Here is a 16,770-nt window from a genome sequence, read left to right on the forward strand (position 1 = left end):
GAAGTCCGAAGGGAATGAGATGAATTGGATTGCAAAGACAACGTTGACCGTGGTGCTGATCATCGGGCTGGCAGTCCAGGCGACTGGCCAAAGCGATGTCGTCCGACAAGCCGACGGTGCTGACGCGGTTCCCGCTCGAACACAATCGGCATTGACCGCGGAAGACATTCCCCAGGCACTCGAGGGAGAATTCGACACACGAGACATCGCAGCGGCGACGGCGTGGGCGGACCAGTTGCACCTGGCGGATTGGTTGGGGCCGCTCGCTCCGCTGGCCTTGTCGCCGTTCTTCGGTGTGGCCTGTTTGTCGGGGTTGGCGTTGTGGGGACCGGACTGGATCACGGACAACGCCTTGTTGGGGGCGGCGGGGCCACTGCGTAGCGTCCCCTTGTTCTGCGTTTTCGCAGTTCTAGCGGTGGTGACCAGCGTCCCGCGTCTGTCCAAGGTCAGCAAACCGTTTGCTCAAGCGATGGATCAACTGGAAGCGTATTCGGTGATTGTGATTCTCTTGGCCATAAAAATCACGGCGTCGATGACCGCCGATTCGGTGGGCACCGACGAAGCACAATTGGCAATGGAAACGCTGCCGGTCTACACCGCGGGGATCTTCAGCTTCACGGCCAACACGCTGATTTTGATTGCGATGACGGTCAACATGTTGGTCATCAACAGCGTCAAATTCTTCTTTGAATTCTTGGTCTGGCTGACGCCGTATCCGACCGTCGACGCCATCTTTGAGGTCTGCAACAAATCACTCTGTGCCGCACTGATGGCTGTGTACGCACTCAGTCCGACCCTGGCGACGGTGTTCAATTTTGCGATCCTCTTGGTCGCCGCGTTGATCTTCCGCTGGGCTGGTCGGCGGGTGAAGTTCTATCGGACGATGTTGTTGGATCCCGTTTTGGCTCGGATTTGGCCGGGATTCGCGACCCCGGATCCACGTGGCGTGATCGTTTTTTCACAAGATGCGATCGGGCCTTATCCCGCGAAAAGTTGTTTGCGTTTGCGTCGCGATGACGAGGGATGGTTGCTGACGCCGGCCACCCCCTGGTCGCCCTTGTCTTGGGGGCTGGGAAGGGACGGTCACGTTCTGCGGTGTGAGACCTCGCCTCGTTTGATTCGCGGTTGGTTGACGCACTCGATCCAGGCGGACTCGGGCGACGATGCCGGGGTGTTGTTGAAGGTCAGTCGTCGGCATGACGCGCATCTGACGATCGTCGTGGAGCAATGTGGTTTGATGGAACACGTGGAAGAGCAGGCGGCTTCGGACAAATCCAAACGCCGTGACTCCGCCGTGGAGTTCGCTTGAGGCTGTGGAGGTGTGCCGAGCATTGCCAGACGACCTTCACGTGAAAAATGTCGTGAAAGTCGGGCTAAATCCTGTCTCTACGGGGCCCGGTCCTCTTTGGGCGATGACCTCGGTGGACTAAAGTGGGGACGCATTGTAAGTCCCCCTTGGTCAACCGCATTGAATTCGGAGCTGCTTAAGAATCGATGGCCACGCAACGTTTGACCAAGCAGAATGCCGCGATGATTTCGGCCGGCGTGGCGCTCCGAGCGGATCGGAATGCCGACGCCCTGCTGTTGTTGCTCGATGGCAGCACCGACTGGAAACGAATTTCGGAGCTGACCGAAGCGAGCAAGAACATGGTCATCGTCGCGGTCGATACCATCGGTGACTTGGACGGTGCCGCCGAAGCGGGGTTGAAACCGCTGGCGTTGAACAAGGAAAAGGCCCCGCTGCTGGAACGTCTGCAAGAGGCGTTGTTGGAAGCCGCGGCCGACGAGCTGATCCGGACCAACGGAGAAGTGGTTGCGGTCTACAGTGGATTTCAACAAGGCCGCCTGGACTCAATCAGCCACCTGCAGCTGGATGAGCGGATGCGTCGGTTCACCGTTCGCGATCTGCAGACGCTTGAGAGCAGCGTCCCTTTGAAGACGATCAAAGCGGTCGTCGACTTGGCATCGCAAATTGGCCGAGAAGGTCGCGAGGGCAAAGCGGTCGGCACCATGTTCGTGGTCGGCGACAGCCGCCGAGTGCTGGAGCACGCCAGCGACAGTGGAGCCGACCCATTTCGCGGTTACAACAAAAAGCACCGCAACATCTTGGATCCCAAGGTGCAGGAAGATGCGAAAGAAATCGCCCAGCTGGACGGTGCGTTTGTGGTCACCGCGGACGGCATCATCGAACGCAGTCGCCAAATGTTGGAGGTCTCTCACGAAGACCTCAAAATGACCAAGGGGCTCGGGTCCCGGCACTGGGCCGCTGCCGCGATTTCGCGAAAAACCAAGGCGGTCTCGGTCGTGGTCAGCCAGTCCACCGGAACGGTGCGGCTGTATCAGAACGGGTTCTTGATCCTGCAGATCGTGCCCATGGACAAAGCGATCAAGTGGCAAGAATTCGCGTTCGAGCCACCGCAGCAATCTGCGGACGAAAACTAGAGCACCGCTCGCACACGTTTTCCAGCTTCGATTCGCTGGGGCGACACTCCCGTGACTAAAATCACACCCCGGAGCACAACTTCAAAACGCGTGAGCGAGGGACAACCTCGAATGCTTAGAACTGGTGACCCTTGCGGGGACCGTCTTGCGTTTGCGTCAGGATCTCAGGGCCTTCTTCGGTCATCAGAATCGAGTGTTCAAACTGAGCCGACGGGCGTCCGTCTCTGGTTCGGACTGTCCACCCGTCTGCCTTGTCACACTGGGTGTAACGCGAACCGGCGTTGATCATGGGCTCGATCGTGAAGCACATGCCCGGGAACAAGCGATCGATTCGGCTTTGGCGGTTCGGGAAGTGAGGAATCGAAGGGTCGAGGTGAAATTGTTTGCCCAACCCGTGACCGACGTATTCGCGAACGACCGTGAATCCACGCCCTTCGGATTCGGGAACGACGGCTTCGCCGATCGTTGACACCCGGCATCCGGGGGTCAACGCGTCGATGGCCAGATGCATGCAATCAAACGCACACTGGGTCACCGCTCGTTTTTCATCGCTGACTTCGCCCATCAAAAACGTCTCGCTTTGGTCACCGTGCCAGCCGTCCACGACGGTGGTGATGTCGACGTTGATGATGTCGCCCTCGCGCAACTCGTAATCATCGGGAATCCCGTGGCAGATCACTTCGTTGACGCTGGTGCAACAGCTTTTGGGGAACTTCTGATACCCCAGTGTTGCCGCTCGGTACCCGTGGCCGTAGGTCCAGTCGTGGACCATTTGGTCAAGTTTCCCCGTTGTGATGCCGGGTTTGACATGCGGCCGTATGAAGTCCATCAGTGCAGCATTGGCTTGGCCTGCGGCCCGCATCATGTCGCGCTGAATGTCAGTCAGGATCAGTTTTCGTTGCTTGGTCAGCATGCTTCTAAGTTGTGCTGGTTCGGTTGATGGGGGCCGTCAGGGGCGAGTGCCAGCATAGCAGGTTTGGGAAGGCGGCAAACCCAATCTGCGGCCAGATGCCAGCCCGTGGGGGGACCGGAGGCGGAATGATTGGCACAATCCAGCGAATTGCTCGATCAGGAACGCTCCCGGTCGGAACTTTTGTGGCCAGGAGGGGTTGGTTCATCACGGAACGAGACCATTTACTCGTGCCGTTGCTTTTCGGGCAACTATCCTGACACCCGAGTCCAGGCAAACGATTTCCGCTTCGTCCAGCTCGATCCTAAATCTTATCTATCGAAATGAATCGAATTGTTCCCAACGCGACGCAAGCCGCGAATGCTTTGTCTTCCCAAAGTTCCAATGCCAGTGGTTGGAACCGATTGTCGAGCGACGTTGACCTTTGTCAAACCGGTCGCGGGCGATCTCGCTGGACGCAATTCTCAATACGAGGGGTGGCCGTGGCGGGGATGTTGGTCCTGGCGTCAGGTTCGGCCGGCGCTCAAGACGCCGGCGTGGACATGCCCGCTGGCCCGATCCAATCCGCTCCGGCAACCTCGGTTCCCAGCGCTGACAAAGAACTGAGCTTCAATTTTTCGGGAGCACCGTGGGCGGATGTGCTTCGTTGGTTCTCCGAACAAGCGGACTTGTCCTTGCAAATGGATGGGTCGCCCGCCGGGACGGTCAACTTCAGTGACCCCACTCAAACCTATTCCGTCGGCGAAGGCCTGGATCTGATCAATCGGCTGTTGCTGGACCGAGGTTGGGCAGTGGTTCGCCGAGGACGCATGCTGCTGCTGGTTGACCTCGAAGCCGAAAATGCAGAGAAGCTGATCAGCGAGATGGCCGAATTGGTCACTCCCGACACCTTCGATCAGCGCGGCAACAGCGACATTGTTCGCTGTGTCTTCCCTCTCGGCGGGTTGTCGCCCGAGGAAGCACGTGAAGAACTGGCCCAGATCATTGGTCCCTGGGGACGAATCAACGTGTTGGCCGGAGCACGCCAAGTCGTCGTGACCGAGACCGTGGGGAAGCTAAGAACGATCGAGTCCGTGTTGTCCGCTGCTGAGGAAGCTCAGTCCAGCGTGGTTGAAATCACGCTTCAACATCGGGCCGCAGAAGAAATTCTAGAAGTCGCCCGTCCGTTGGTTGGTTTGGAACCGGGCGTGAACCTCGGTGATGACCTTCGCATCTCGGTTTCGCTGTACGGCGACCGGGTCTTTGCAACGGGATCCCCCGCCAAGTTGTCGCTGCTGAAAAGCATTTTTACGAAAGCCGACAAGGCGATGCCGGGCAGCGAAGACGCAGAAGAAGTCGAAATCATCAAACCGGTGTTGAAGACGCACTCGGTCGCTTCGGCCAACATGCAAACCGCATTTGATGTGCTGCAGACCATGTTGGCTGGCACGCCAGAAACTCGGATTGCGCTGGATACCAAACGCGGGGTGATTGTCGCGTCGGCGCGCCCAGAAACTCAAGCCTTGATCGCCGAAACGATCGCGGAACTCGAAGGCGATGGCGATAACTTCGCCATCATCAATCTGCGTCGGCTGGAACCCGCCAACGCATTGCTGACGATCAACAAATTCTTCGGTGTCACCGAGGCTGGCGGGCAAGGTCCCACGGTCGACGGCGACCCGGAAACAGGACGTCTCTGGGTTCGCGGAACAACAGCCCAAATCGAAACTGTGAAGCGGCTGATCGATGAACTGGAAAACGATCCACTGGCAGGCGGGTTGGGCGAGAACGTTCGCGTTCTGCCGATGAGTGGATCATCGGCCAACCAAACGCTGCGGCAATTGGAAAGCTTGTGGCCGATGACTGGGCGAGAGAATCGCTTGCGAGTGATCGTGCCAACTTCTTCGGAGGACGATCAGCTGCAAGATGGCAGCCGAAACACACAGCCGATTGGCCAACCGCGACCGCGTGACCTTGATCAAGAAGCGTCGTGGAATCGCCGTGATTCAAGAGCAGATGACCAGTACTTGGTGCGAGCATTGGACGATTTCGATGTCAACACATCGGCCGGTTCAGATCAGACCGAAGTGGAATCCCAAGCCCCTATCGCTGGCCCCACGTTGTTGGAAGATGAGTTCGCGAATCCTCACGCGGGTGCTGAGATTGTCGTGCAGATGACTCCGGCGGGTTTGGTGATCGCGTCGAAAGACAGCGAAGCACTCGATGCGTTTGAGCAATTGCTCAGCTCGATCAGCACATCGTCGGGAATGGCGAGTGATCTGCCGACGATCTTTCGTCTGAAATTCATCAAAGCCGAAGTGGCATCGGAACTCGTTGCCAGCGTGCTTGGCGGATCAGAGTCTTCCTCCGGATCTCTCACCGAATCGGTGATGGGCGGTCTCGGCGGTGGGATGCTCGGCGGTTTGCTCGGAATGGGCGGCGGTGGAGGCGAAGAGGTCTCCAGCAGTCGTTCGATTTTGACCAGTCGAGGCAGCGTCAACATTGTTGCCGATGGCCATCTGAACTCGTTGATCGTTCAGGCCAGTCCGGCTGACTTGGAATTCATCCGGTTGGTCATTCGGGAAATTGACCAAGAAGAAAGTCCCGAGTTGGTTCGCACAGTGCCACAGCCCCGGTTGATCCCCGTGATCTATCAAGAAGCAGCGGATGTCGCGACGCTCGTGAAAGCCGTCTTCGCCGAGAAAATGTTCCAAGAGCAAAGTGCAGGAGGCGGAGGTGGTGGTCGCCAGCCATCACCAGAGGACATCATCAATGCGTTCCGAGGTGGTGGCCGGGGCGGACGAGGCGGTGGTGGAACAGCCGAGAAAGCCAAGAGTGAACCGACAAAAATCATTGTCGCCGTGGACGAACGCAGCAACTCTTTGGTTGTCACAGCCACGCCGCAAGACTTCCAACAGGTTCAGGAACTCGTTGAAATCTTGGATCAACAAGGGATGGAACAAGAAGAACAGACGGTTGTGATGCCAATCGCAGGTGGTGTCCGCGCAGAAGTGCTACAACAAGCGTTGGAGTCCATGCTGGGTGTGAAAGCCACCACGGCAACGTCGACCTCGGGAAGTTCCAGCAGTGGAACTTCCAGTGCCGCACCGACGGGTTCCTCCGCCGAAGATGTGCAGCGGCGAATTGAGTTCTTCCGATCGCGGTTTGGCGGCGGTGGTGGTGCTCCAGGAGGCATCGGCGGACGTGGCGGTGACACCGGCCGCGGTGGCACGGGGCGCGGTGGAGGTGACACAGGTCGCGGTGGTCGCGGCGGACAAACAGGCGGAGGAAGAGGAAGATGATCATGCATGCTGGCGAGATTCTGCAACGACGCGGACTGCTGACGCCCCAGCAATTGGAACAAAGCCGCAACGGCGACCCTCAATCGGTCGTCGACAATGCGGTCACGTTGGGATACGTCACGGCACGCGCTGCCTTGTCGGCAATTGCTGACGAGGTTGGGCTGGAATTTCGTGACTTGCGAACATCGGAAATCGATTTGTCGGCCCTCGAGGGCTTCCCACAAAAGCTGATCTACCGCCACTCCATGTTCCCAATCGGTTGGGAAGACGGGGCGTTGCTGGTTGCGACCGCAGACCCGTTTGACCTGTATCCCCTGGATGAGGCCTGCGCGACGACCGGCAAAACCGTCGTTCCCGTCGTGGCCGAGCGGGCCGAGATCAGCCGGTTGGTGAAGAAACACCTCGGTGTCGGTAGCGAAACGGTGGAGGGGTTGGTCGCCGCCGCCGGCGATGATGAAGTCGAATTGCTCGAAGGCATCGAAACCGACGGCAGTGAACTCTCCGAAATGGCTCAAGAGGCCTCGGTCGTTCGACTGGTCAACGAGATTTTGATTGAAGCCGTTGATTCGCGTGCCAGTGACATTCACATCGAATCGCAGTCGGACGGGCTGGTCATCCGGTACCGGATCGACGGGATCTTGCACCCTCAACCTGTGCCCCCTGAGATCAACCGTTTCCAAGCTGCCATGATCAGCCGCTTGAAGATCATGGCTCGGTTGAACATTGCGGAGAAGCGACTGCCGCAAGACGGCCGGATCAAACTGCGGGTGCACGGCCGGGAAGTCGACATTCGTCTCAGCGTGATCCCCATGATTCACGGCGAAGGCCTGGTCATGCGTGTCCTCGACAAATCGTCGATGGTGTTTGATCTGCAGGGACTGGGAATGTCCAAAGAGATCTACGATCGATTCAGCCAGCTGATCAAATTGCCGCACGGGATCGTGTTGGTCACCGGGCCGACCGGGAGTGGTAAAACAACGACGCTGTACAGCAGTCTGTTGGAAATCCGCAGCCCCGAAAACAAAATCATCACGACGGAAGATCCCGTTGAGTATCAGCTCGATGGCATCAACCAGATCCAGGTTCACTCCAAGATCGGGTTGACCTTCGCCGCGTCGCTTCGGAGCATTCTGCGTCACGACCCCGACATCGTGCTGGTCGGCGAAATTCGTGACTTGGAAACGGCTGAGAACGCCACCCAGGCATCGCTGACCGGGCACATGGTGTTCAGCACCTTGCACACCAACGATGCCGCTGGTGCCTTCACGCGGATGGTTGACATGGGCGTGGAACCGTTTTTGGTCGCCGGGACGGTGGAAGCCGTGATGGCTCAACGTCTGCTGCGACGGTTGTGCCAGCACTGCAAAGAGTCATTCATTCCGGAGCAAGACGATTTGCCGAAGGATTTTCCTTGGGATGAGATCGCAGGCAAAGAAATCTTTCGCAGCGTCGGTTGTCGGGAGTGCCGCAACGTGGGTTACTCCGGTCGTCTGGGGATCTACGAACTGCTCGTCAGCAGCGAGCAAATTCGCGAGATGGCTCAGAACCGTGCCAGCAGCTGGGACATCCGACGACAAGCTGTCAAGGAAGGCATGCGAACGCTTCGGATGGATGCCTGGGACAAAGTCGTCGCTGGTGTGACCAGCGTTGAAGAGGTCCTGCGTGTTACCAAGGGCGAGGCGCTTTAGCCCGTGCCTTGCTGACCGTCCTCCAAGTTGTCCGGGCGTTTCGCCCCCGATTCAAAAGCTCCCTGCCTTCATCACGCCCGTCTGCTTCCCGCCGCTTTGTCACTATGCCAACGTTTCAATACACCGCCCGAGACATGACTGGAAAGAGCGTCCAAGGAACGCTCGAGGCCGGGTCGCAGCGTGAAGCGACTTCGCAGCTGACGGGACGTGATTTGTTCCCAACCAAGATCACGGAACAAACCTCCGGTTCGGCGTTTGCGATCTTTGGAACCAAACGCAAGAAGGTCAAAGGTCAGGTGATGGCCACCTTCTACGGACAAATGGCATCGTTGCTGCGAAGTGGCGTGCCAATGATTCGGTCGCTCACGATTCTCGGGGAACAATCCAGCACGCCGGTTCTCGGGGAAGTCTTGGCCGAGATTCGAGGGCGGGTCGAGGACGGTGAACCGATCGGCGACACCATGGCTCGCTATCCCGGCGTGTTCAGCGACATGGCCGTCAACATGGTGCGTGCCGGGACCGAAGGTGGGTTCCTGGAAGACGCTTTGGACCGCGTTGGCGTCTTCACTGAACTGCAAGAAGACCTCAAGGGACGCACCGTTAGCGCGATGGCCTACCCGGTGTTCTTGTTCACCATCGGGAGTGTGGTGATCTCAGCCTTGTTGGTTTTCTTTGTGCCCAAGTTCGACATGCTGTTTGATCGATTGCGGCAGAAGGGCGAGATGCCAGCGATGACAGAAGCCTTGCTGGGCTTCAGTAACTTTCTTCAAGGCTACGGATGGATCCTGATGGTTGTGGCGGTGGGGGTGATCCTCTTCGTTCGCCAACAACTGCAAACCGATCGCGGACAAGACATGTTTGACAAGCTCAAGCTGAAGGTCCCCGTGCTGGGTGACATCCTCATGAACCTCTCCGTCGCTCGGTTCTGCCGGGTGCTGGGAACGTTGCTGGCCAACGGCGTGCCGATTCTGAAATCGTTGGACATCAGCCGGACTGCGACCGGCAATCGATTGCTCAGTCAATCGATTGCGGACGCGAGTGAAAACATTCGCAGTGGGGAAAGCCTCGCGAAACCACTTCGCCAATCAGGCTACTTTCCGATTTCGGTGGTGGAGATGATCAGCGTGGGTGAAGAGAGCAACTCGTTGGACCGAGTGCTGCCTGAAATCGCCGACTCGTTGGAGAAACGAACGTTCCGGCGGCTCGACTTGTTCGTGCGTTTGCTCGAACCAATCATGTTGCTGGTGATGGCAATTCTTGTTCTTGGTGTCGTGATGGCATTGCTCGTGCCTGTCCTCAAAAGCAGCACCAGCCTCTAGCTGGCAGCGCGGCGGCGGGCCAGGTGGAGCCACAACTGCGGTCAGTCATGGAGGGATCACCAAGCCGAGCACTCTGCGAAGAAGGCTTCCGGGTGTGGCTTTGACTTTCTCAACGTCCGTGGTTGGCAACCTTGGACGCACGGTTGGTTGCCAGGATGAATGACCGCATCAACGATGATTGAAGCGGCATTCCTTCCGGAAGCCACGAGGAGTCATGCCAGTCGTTTCTTTGAACGCTCGATTGAAACGGCTCAGTGAATCAAACCCAGCGGCAAACGCGATGTCGATGATCTGGTCGTTGCTCGACACGAGCAAACGTTGAGCTTCGGCGACACGGTGGCGAGTGATCAGCCCGTTCAGTGTCGCCCCAAACGTTTTCCGAAACAGGGTGGATGCGTAGTCTGGATGAAGGTCCACGCAATCCGCGATCTCTTTGATCTGCAATCGCGACTTGAAATTGCGAGCGATGTAGCACGCCATCACTTCGGCTTTCGCCAGGTTGGGTGATGACTGGTTCGCGTTGGCGTCCCGGTCACCAGGCGAGGTCACTGGATTCTTCAAATGCGATCGGGCCAGACGTAGCAATCTTGCTTTCAACTCCAACAAAACAATGTCGCGAAATTCATCGGGTGATTTCAACAGGTCGTCATGCCATTGCTCGAACAAGGAACTGTCACGAGCCGACGTCTTTTCATCCGAGTTCTCCGATAAAATGCTGCCCACGATCAACTGGGTTTGCAAGCTCTCAGGCAGTCCCCATTGCAGGAACCATCCAAAGGGGATCGTGATCACGTAGTAGTGCGTGACATCGCGAAACTCCACGATTTGGTGAGGAACGGCGGCCCAGAAAAGCGTCAGCGATCGAGCTTCCACCGTGACACGGTTGCCGCCGATCAGGTAGGTCAGCGACCCGGAATCGAGAAAATTGATCTCGATCTCGTCGTGACGATCCGGCCGCGGCATCGGCACGGGTTCCCAGAGCTCGCAAGTGAAGCCGTAGGGAGCAAACTCAGGTCGTTGGGTATCAAAATGCCGCATAATCTCAGGATAGTGCAAGTTGCGACCGTTTTCGAGGGAGACTGTGCGGATTTCTGGTGTAAGTTGGGCCCAGAGATCAATCGTACCGAGTGATTGGGGCGAGCGATTTGAACGGTGTGGCAATTCCGCCGTCGGCCTCTTCCGCCTTTTCTCAGGACTTCATCCATGAGCGTAGCAAAACCCGAATCCGTGCGTGCTGTTGCCATGACGGCACCCGGTGTCACTGAGATGCGGACCTATCCGTTTCCGACGCTGGATCATGATTCAGCGATTTTGAAAGTCGACATGTCGGGGATCTGTGGAACCGACCGCCACATCTTCAAAGGTGAGGCAACGGAACTTCGCGGGAAGTCCATCTTTCCCTACGTCGGTGGTCACGAGGTGATCGGTACGCTGGTCGAGATTGGCGACAACGCAGCGAAGGTGATGGACTACGACAAGCAACCGCTGAAAGTGGGCGACCGGGTTGCGATCGCTGTCGAGGTCAACTGCGGTCACTGCTACTACTGTCGAAAACACTACAACAACACGACCTGTTTGAATCAGATCCAAGCCTACGGGTTGCATCCCAATGCGGACACGCTGCCTTACCTGCGGGGTGGGTTTGCGGAGTACATGTACATCCGACCTGGAACGCATCTGTTCAAAGTCCCTGATGAGATGTCGACCGACGTCGCCGTGTTTGTGGAAGAGATGGCCGTCGCGTATCACAGTTTGGCTCGCGCGGCAGGTCCGTTTGCACCCGTCAATGAAGGTTTCGGCCCTGGGATGTCAGTGGCTGTGCTCGGCAACGGTCCCCTGGGAATTCTTCACGGCATCATGGCCAGCATTCATGGTGCCGGTTTACGAATCGCGACGGATCTCTCGGAGCTTCGGTTGGCGAAGGCGAAAAGTCTTTACGCCGACGTCACGATCAATGCGGCCAAGGTTTCAACCGACGAACGCATCGAACAGGTGAAAGCCATGACCGAAGGCGTCGGACCTGATCTGGTGATTGAATCAGCAGGTGAACCCGAAGCATTCATCGAGGCACTTCGAATGGTCCGCAAGGGCGGCACCGTGATCGAAGTTGGCAACTGGGTGGATCTCGGCAAACCAGTCGCTTTGGACGTGATGCGACACATCAGCTCGAAGAACTTGCACATCCATTCGGTGTTCCACTGCGGAACGGATTGGCGTCCGGTGTTGAACATTCTGCACCAGCAATCCGATCGCTACGACTTTGCATCGTTGATCACACATCGATTTGGTTTGGACGAATTGGTGGACAAGTTCGGAACGGTCACCGACTTTGACGAATGCTGTAAAATCGAAGTGATTCCGCACCAAAGCTGAGCCGTTTCCGCGGGTCTTTGCCTGATGACTGGAAGCCTTCGTTTCCGCATCTTTCTGTCGCTTCTCATTGAAGTGGTCACCCCGCATTCAGCTGCTTGAACCCCGCCAGCCACACCACGAATTCACCGCCTCGTCCCATCATCTGAATCTTTCGCAAAATTCATGAAACGCACCCGACTACTCAACAGCGAACTGAGCTACGAAATCAGTCGGATCGGGCACACCGCGTCGATCACGTTGTGTGATGCCGGGTTGCCGATCCCTACCGGAGTGAAGCGGATTGATTTGGCGATCGAGGAAGGGTATCCGACGTTCTTGCGAACGCTGGATGCAATCTTGAGCGAGTTGAAGGTGGAGGAGATCGTGATTGCTAGCGAGATTCATGACCACAATCAAGGCGTCTTTGAACAGATGATGCAACTCTTCGAAGCTCATCGAATGGCACCGAAGATCACAGAGGTTTTGCACGTGGAATTCAAACAACGAACCCAGGTCAGCGAGGCGATCGTTCGCACCGGAGAATGCACCCCGTATGCGAACGTCATCTTAAAGTCCGGCGTTGTCTTTTGACGTCGAAGTTATCCCCCACAACTTTTGATCGAGACATTCTTGATGAGCTCATGCAACCAATCCAAACGACTCGCGACATTGTTCGTGTGCGCGTTGGCACTCGTGATCAGCGGATGTCGCAGCGAAACGAAACCCTCCGGCAGTTCTGCTGGCTTGGACGAGCCCAAGCGAGTGGCAGTGATCGTTTCGACATTGAACAACCCGTGGTTCGTCGTGCTTGCCGAATCCGCTCGAGACAGTGCCATTGAGCTCGGCTACGACGCGGTGATATTTGACTCGCAGAACGATCCATCGAAGGAAACGGCACACTTTGACAACGTGATCGCGTCGGGGTACTCGGCGGTGCTCTTCAATCCAACCGATGCGGATGGTTCCATCGCCAACGTGCGACGCGCGAAAGAAGCCGATCTGCCCGTGTTTTGCATGGACCGAGAAATCAACACGACCGACGCTGCCGTTTCGCAAATCCTGTCGGACAACTACTCCGGGTGCGTTGCAATTGGGCAGCACTTCGTGAAAGAGGTGGGGGAGTCGGGCAACTACGCCGAGCTGCTCGGTTTGGTGGGCGACAACAACACCCCGAATCGATCGGATGGATTTCATAGTGTGGTCGATCGCTATCCGGATCTGAAGATGGTGGCGCAGCAAAGTGCCGACTTTGATCGCGCCAAGGCGTTGGAAGTGATGGAAGCCATCCTGCAGGCCAATCCCGATATCAAAGCGGTTTTCTGTGGCAACGACGCGATGGCAATGGGGGCCTATCAAGCTTTGTTAGCGGCTGGCAAAGCGGAGCAGGTCAAGATCTTTGGCTTCGATGGGGCCGATGATGTGGTGGCAATGATCCAAGAAGGCAAGATCGTCGCGACGGGCATGCAGTTTCCAAAACTGATGGCCAAAACCGCGGCGGAGTATGCCGACAAGTACCTGAACGGCGATCACGATCTGTCGCAGAAGGTTCCGGTCGCTGTGGAATTGGTTCACCAAGGCAACGCATCGAAGTACGGTGACTTTGGACAAGCAGGTTCGGAGTGATTTTGCGTCAACGAAAGTGGATCATCCGGTTTGTCTTCGTGGTCGGTGCCTTGGTGCTGTTGTATCGGTTACCGCTATTCCACATCGTTTCACTGGAAGATGCGAACAAGGCCAACGCGAAAGCGACTGCGGCCAAGTTCGATCCAGTGAAGTTCGTGAATACGTTCTGGGACAGCGAGCTGCTTCCTTCGAAATCAGCCGCGGTCGATGCCGCCACGTTGGTCGCAAAAGTCAAAGCTGATCCGGCCAAAGCCCGTCAACAACACGGACGGCAGGTTGGACTGAGTCAATCGTACTTCTACCACGTCACCGGTGTCGGACGAGTTGTCTCCGTTGAAAAGAATTTCATTGGATTGGCGATCTCCCCTGATTCGGAAATGACGGAAGTGATTTTGGAAGCGGGCATCCTCTTCGGCAACACGGTTCGCGATGGCACAGGTTTGCTGGACGTGAATGACTTCAATAACACCCAGGACTTCAACGCCATTTCCACGGAACTGAACCGCCGGATTGAAGCGAATGTCTTGCCAACGCTTCGAGAGATCGCGACGGTCGGTGCGGAAGTGCGATTCACCGGATGTGTCCAAGTCAACGATGAGGACTCTGATCTTCAACCATTGAAAGTGGTCCCCTTCATCGTGGAGGCGAAATGATCGTCTCCGATGACGTGGTGCTTGAGGCCAAGCAGATATTGAAGCTGTTTCCAGGTATGAAAGCGTTGGACGGCGTCGACCTGACTCTGAGGGCAGGGCGTTTGACCGCGTTGCTCGGTGAAAACGGTGCGGGCAAGTCGACGTTGATGAAAATTTTGGCGGGAGTGCAACCGCCCGACGAAGGCGAGTTGCTGTTGCAGGGTGAACCGGTTCATTTCACCAGCCCACGCGACGCGCAGGATCATGGCATTGCGATGATCCATCAAGAACTGAGTTTGGTGCCCGATCTCACCGTCGCCGAAAACATTTTCCTTGGCCGTGAGCCGCTTCGTTTCGAAACGCTGATTGACTACACCGAACTGAACCGTCAAGCAACCGAGTGGTTGAAACGTTTGGAACTCGACGTGTCGCCAACGACGCCCGTCCGGCGACTGCGAGTCGGTCAACAACAGTTGGTTGAGATTGCTCGCGCGTTGGCTGGCAACGTTCGTATCCTGATCATGGATGAGCCCACATCCGCAATCACCGAACGCGAGACGGAGGTTCTGTTCCGATGCATCGCTGATCTGAAGAAGCAGGGCGTTGCGATCGTTTATATCACTCACCGCTTGGAAGAACTCGAACAGATTGCTGACGACATTGTCGTGATGCGTGATGGTTGTTTGATCGGCACGGCCGAGTTTGGTGAGCTCAGTCACGACGCAATGGTTCGAATGATGGTTGGACGAGATGTGAAAATCCTTTCCAAGCAGTCGTCCTCCAACAATCAGCCGGTTCTTCGTGCCGAAGGGATCTCGCTCCGTCATCCGACTCGCCCCGGTGACTATCTGGTGCACGAAGTCAACATGCACGTTTGCAAAGGCGAAGTGCTGGGCATCTTTGGATTGATGGGGGCGGGTCGAACGGAATTGCTGGAGTGTTTGTTCGGACTGCACCCGACGGCGTCGACCGGGCAGGTGAGCATGCACGACCAAAGTGTTCGATTGAAAAACCCCGCCGATGCGATCTCCCATGGTTTGGCGTTGGTCCCCGAGGACCGAAAGCAGGATGGTTTGGTGTTGTCGATGTCCGTCGGTGAAAACGCGAGTCTGGCGAGCCTGAAGCATTCCGAACGGTTTGGGTTCCTCGATCGTGGCAGAGAACGCGAGCACACACGGCATTTTTTGGAACGGTTTCGTGTGAAGACGCCGTCGCTGCGTGAGAAGATCATCAATTTGAGTGGTGGCAACCAGCAGAAGGTGATCTTGGCGAAATGGTTGGCGACGGGACCTGCCGTGTTGATGCTCGATGAGCCCACTCGCGGGATCGATATCCATGCCAAGAATGAAATCTACTCGCTCATCAATGAACTGACGGCCGACGGATTGGCCGTGATCATGGTTTCATCGGAATTGCCCGAGGTGATGGCGGTTTCGGATCGGATCTTGGTGATGTGCGAAGGGCGTGCAACCCAAGAATTCGACCGGGCGAAGGCCACCGAGGAAAACATCCTGCAAGCGGCTTTGCCGAGAAGGAACTCGATTCCATGTTAGAAAACAAACGCGAACACCTCGCGAAATTTCAATCGCTGATTGCATTGGTGGTGATGCTGATCGCCATGAGTTTCTTGTCGGACAGTTTCTTTACGCCCGAGAATGGGCTGAACATTCTGAGACAAATCTCAGTCAACCTCAGCCTTTCGATCGGGATGACGTTGATCATCTTGACCGGCGGAATCGACTTGTCGGTCGGTGCCATCCTCGCATTGTCCGGCGCCGTGGCGGCAGGGTTGCTGAAGAACGGCATCATGCTCGAACCGCTTGGCGTGAAGTTGCAGTTCACGGTCTTTGGATCCATTGTTTCTGGACTATTGGTCGGTTCCGCCGCGGGGTTATTCAATGGAGTCGCGGTGACTCGTTTCAAGCTTCCGCCGTTTGTCGCCACGCTGGGAATGTTCAGCATCGCTCGTGGTTTGACGATGTTGTGGACGGGTGGGTTCCCGGTCACGGGACTCGGTTCATCGTTCGGTGCCATCGGCACGGGCGTGTTCCTGCAGATTCCGGTTCCGGTTTGGATCACCGGTGCATTGGTTGGCGTGTTTGTGCTGCTGACCCGGACAACTCGTTTTGGCCGGCATGTGTACGCGGTTGGCGGCAACGAACGCGCTTCGTTGTTGACAGGATTGCCGGTCGATCGGATCAAAATCGCGGTCTACACGCTCGGTGGTTTGCTCGCTGGAGTGGCGGGACTCATCGTGACCGCTCGACTGGATTCGGCTCAACCCAACGCAGGGTTGGGGTACGAACTGGATTCCATCGCCGCCGTCGTGATTGGTGGAACATCCCTGTCGGGCGGACGAGGCAGCGTCATGGGGACCGTGCTCGGTTGCCTGATCATTGGTGTGTTGAACAACAGCCTTTTTCTGTTAAACGTTTCCCCTTTTTGGCAACAAGTGGTCAAGGGATTCGTGATCCTGGCCGCCGTCGCCGTGGACCGTATGAGTCAAAGGGACCGATAAGATGA

At 56.8% G+C, this 16,770-nt stretch carries 13 protein-coding genes; 11 read left to right on the forward strand and 2 right to left on the reverse strand.

Features of this window, described 5'->3' with window-relative positions; all coding sequences use genetic code 11:
• Window positions 1–19 precede the first annotated feature (19 nt).
• Together PSR62_RS16055 and PSR62_RS16060 are read left to right on the forward strand one after the other, a co-directional pair.
• Window positions 20–1,309 (forward strand): hypothetical protein, encoded by a 1,290-nt coding sequence (locus PSR62_RS16055; RefSeq protein ID WP_274404015.1) that lies wholly within the window; start codon window positions 20–22, stop codon window positions 1,307–1,309.
• 185 nt (window positions 1,310–1,494) lie between these two features.
• A complete protein-coding gene (locus tag PSR62_RS16060; protein ID WP_274404017.1) occupies window positions 1,495–2,442 on the forward strand; it encodes a DNA integrity scanning protein DisA nucleotide-binding domain protein in 948 nt (315 codons plus the stop codon).
• A 115-nt stretch (window positions 2,443–2,557) separates the two neighbouring features.
• Here the strand turns inward: PSR62_RS16060 and map are convergent, their stop codons facing one another.
• A complete protein-coding gene (map, locus tag PSR62_RS16065) occupies window positions 2,558–3,355 on the reverse strand; it encodes a type I methionyl aminopeptidase (RefSeq protein WP_274404018.1) in 798 nt (265 codons plus the stop codon).
• Between the two features lie 320 nt (window positions 3,356–3,675).
• On the opposite strand from map, the gene PSR62_RS16070 reads away from it, so the two are divergent.
• From PSR62_RS16070 to PSR62_RS16080, 3 genes are all read left to right on the forward strand, one after another.
• Entirely contained in the window at window positions 3,676–6,633 is a 2,958-nt protein-coding gene (locus PSR62_RS16070) for a secretin N-terminal domain-containing protein (RefSeq protein ID WP_274404019.1), read from the forward strand.
• Window positions 6,630–8,321: a GspE/PulE family protein gene (locus tag PSR62_RS16075; RefSeq protein ID WP_274404020.1), complete on the forward strand. Its 1,692-nt coding sequence runs from the start codon at window positions 6,630–6,632 to the stop codon at window positions 8,319–8,321. The genes PSR62_RS16070 and PSR62_RS16075 overlap by 4 nt, the downstream gene beginning before the upstream one ends.
• Before the next feature lie 104 nt (window positions 8,322–8,425).
• Window positions 8,426–9,640: a type II secretion system F family protein gene (locus PSR62_RS16080; RefSeq protein ID WP_274404021.1), complete on the forward strand. Its 1,215-nt coding sequence runs from the start codon at window positions 8,426–8,428 to the stop codon at window positions 9,638–9,640.
• A gap of 168 nt (window positions 9,641–9,808) precedes the next feature.
• On the opposite strand, the gene PSR62_RS16085 is transcribed toward PSR62_RS16080, so the two are convergent.
• Window positions 9,809–10,678, reverse strand: coding sequence for a helix-turn-helix domain-containing protein (locus PSR62_RS16085; protein ID WP_274404022.1), 870 nt, complete (start codon window positions 10,676–10,678; stop codon window positions 9,809–9,811).
• 165 nt (window positions 10,679–10,843) lie between these two features.
• On the opposite strand from PSR62_RS16085, the gene PSR62_RS16090 reads away from it, so the two are divergent.
• The 6 genes from PSR62_RS16090 (at window position 10,844) to PSR62_RS16115 (ending at window position 16,765) form a co-directional block, all read left to right on the forward strand.
• On the forward strand, window positions 10,844–12,013 hold the full coding sequence (locus PSR62_RS16090; RefSeq protein WP_274404023.1) for a zinc-dependent alcohol dehydrogenase: 1,170 nt from the start codon (window positions 10,844–10,846) through the stop codon (window positions 12,011–12,013).
• Window positions 12,014–12,175: 162 nt separating this feature from the next.
• Window positions 12,176–12,583 carry a D-ribose pyranase gene (gene rbsD, locus PSR62_RS16095; protein ID WP_274404024.1) on the forward strand — a complete coding sequence of 136 codons (408 nt, stop codon included), beginning with the start codon at window positions 12,176–12,178 and terminating at the stop codon, window positions 12,581–12,583.
• A gap of 42 nt (window positions 12,584–12,625) precedes the next feature.
• Window positions 12,626–13,615 (forward strand): D-ribose ABC transporter substrate-binding protein, encoded by a 990-nt coding sequence (locus PSR62_RS16100; RefSeq protein ID WP_274404025.1) that lies wholly within the window; start codon window positions 12,626–12,628, stop codon window positions 13,613–13,615.
• Window positions 13,612–14,268, forward strand: coding sequence for a DUF2291 domain-containing protein (locus PSR62_RS16105; RefSeq protein ID WP_274404026.1), 657 nt, complete (start codon window positions 13,612–13,614; stop codon window positions 14,266–14,268). The genes PSR62_RS16100 and PSR62_RS16105 overlap by 4 nt, the downstream gene beginning before the upstream one ends.
• Window positions 14,265–15,800 (forward strand): sugar ABC transporter ATP-binding protein, encoded by a 1,536-nt coding sequence (locus PSR62_RS16110; RefSeq protein WP_274404027.1) that lies wholly within the window; start codon window positions 14,265–14,267, stop codon window positions 15,798–15,800. The genes PSR62_RS16105 and PSR62_RS16110 overlap by 4 nt, the downstream gene beginning before the upstream one ends.
• A complete protein-coding gene (locus PSR62_RS16115; protein ID WP_274404028.1) occupies window positions 15,794–16,765 on the forward strand; it encodes an ABC transporter permease in 972 nt (323 codons plus the stop codon). Before PSR62_RS16110 ends, PSR62_RS16115 begins: the two co-directional genes overlap by 7 nt.
• Window positions 16,766–16,770 lie beyond the last annotated feature (5 nt).

Origin of the sequence: Rhodopirellula sp. P2 (assembly GCF_028768465.1) — a bacterium.
Lineage (GTDB): Bacteria > Planctomycetota > Planctomycetia > Pirellulales > Pirellulaceae > Rhodopirellula.

Coding starts and splice junctions, on each gene's coding strand:
- PSR62_RS16055 (WP_274404015.1), top strand. CDS start 20: ATGAATTGGATTGCAAAGACAACGTTGACCGTGGTGCTGATCATCGGG.
- PSR62_RS16060 (WP_274404017.1), top strand. CDS start 1,495: ATGGCCACGCAACGTTTGACCAAGCAGAATGCCGCGATGATTTCGGCC.
- map (WP_274404018.1), bottom strand. CDS start 3,355: ATGCTGACCAAGCAACGAAAACTGATCCTGACTGACATTCAGCGCGAC.
- PSR62_RS16070 (WP_274404019.1), top strand. CDS start 3,676: ATGAATCGAATTGTTCCCAACGCGACGCAAGCCGCGAATGCTTTGTCT.
- PSR62_RS16075 (WP_274404020.1), top strand. CDS start 6,630: ATGATCATGCATGCTGGCGAGATTCTGCAACGACGCGGACTGCTGACG.
- PSR62_RS16080 (WP_274404021.1), top strand. CDS start 8,426: ATGCCAACGTTTCAATACACCGCCCGAGACATGACTGGAAAGAGCGTC.
- PSR62_RS16085 (WP_274404022.1), bottom strand. CDS start 10,678: ATGCGGCATTTTGATACCCAACGACCTGAGTTTGCTCCCTACGGCTTC.
- PSR62_RS16090 (WP_274404023.1), top strand. CDS start 10,844: ATGAGCGTAGCAAAACCCGAATCCGTGCGTGCTGTTGCCATGACGGCA.
- rbsD (WP_274404024.1), top strand. CDS start 12,176: ATGAAACGCACCCGACTACTCAACAGCGAACTGAGCTACGAAATCAGT.
- PSR62_RS16100 (WP_274404025.1), top strand. CDS start 12,626: ATGAGCTCATGCAACCAATCCAAACGACTCGCGACATTGTTCGTGTGC.
- PSR62_RS16110 (WP_274404027.1), top strand. CDS start 14,265: ATGATCGTCTCCGATGACGTGGTGCTTGAGGCCAAGCAGATATTGAAG.
- PSR62_RS16115 (WP_274404028.1), top strand. CDS start 15,794: ATGTTAGAAAACAAACGCGAACACCTCGCGAAATTTCAATCGCTGATT.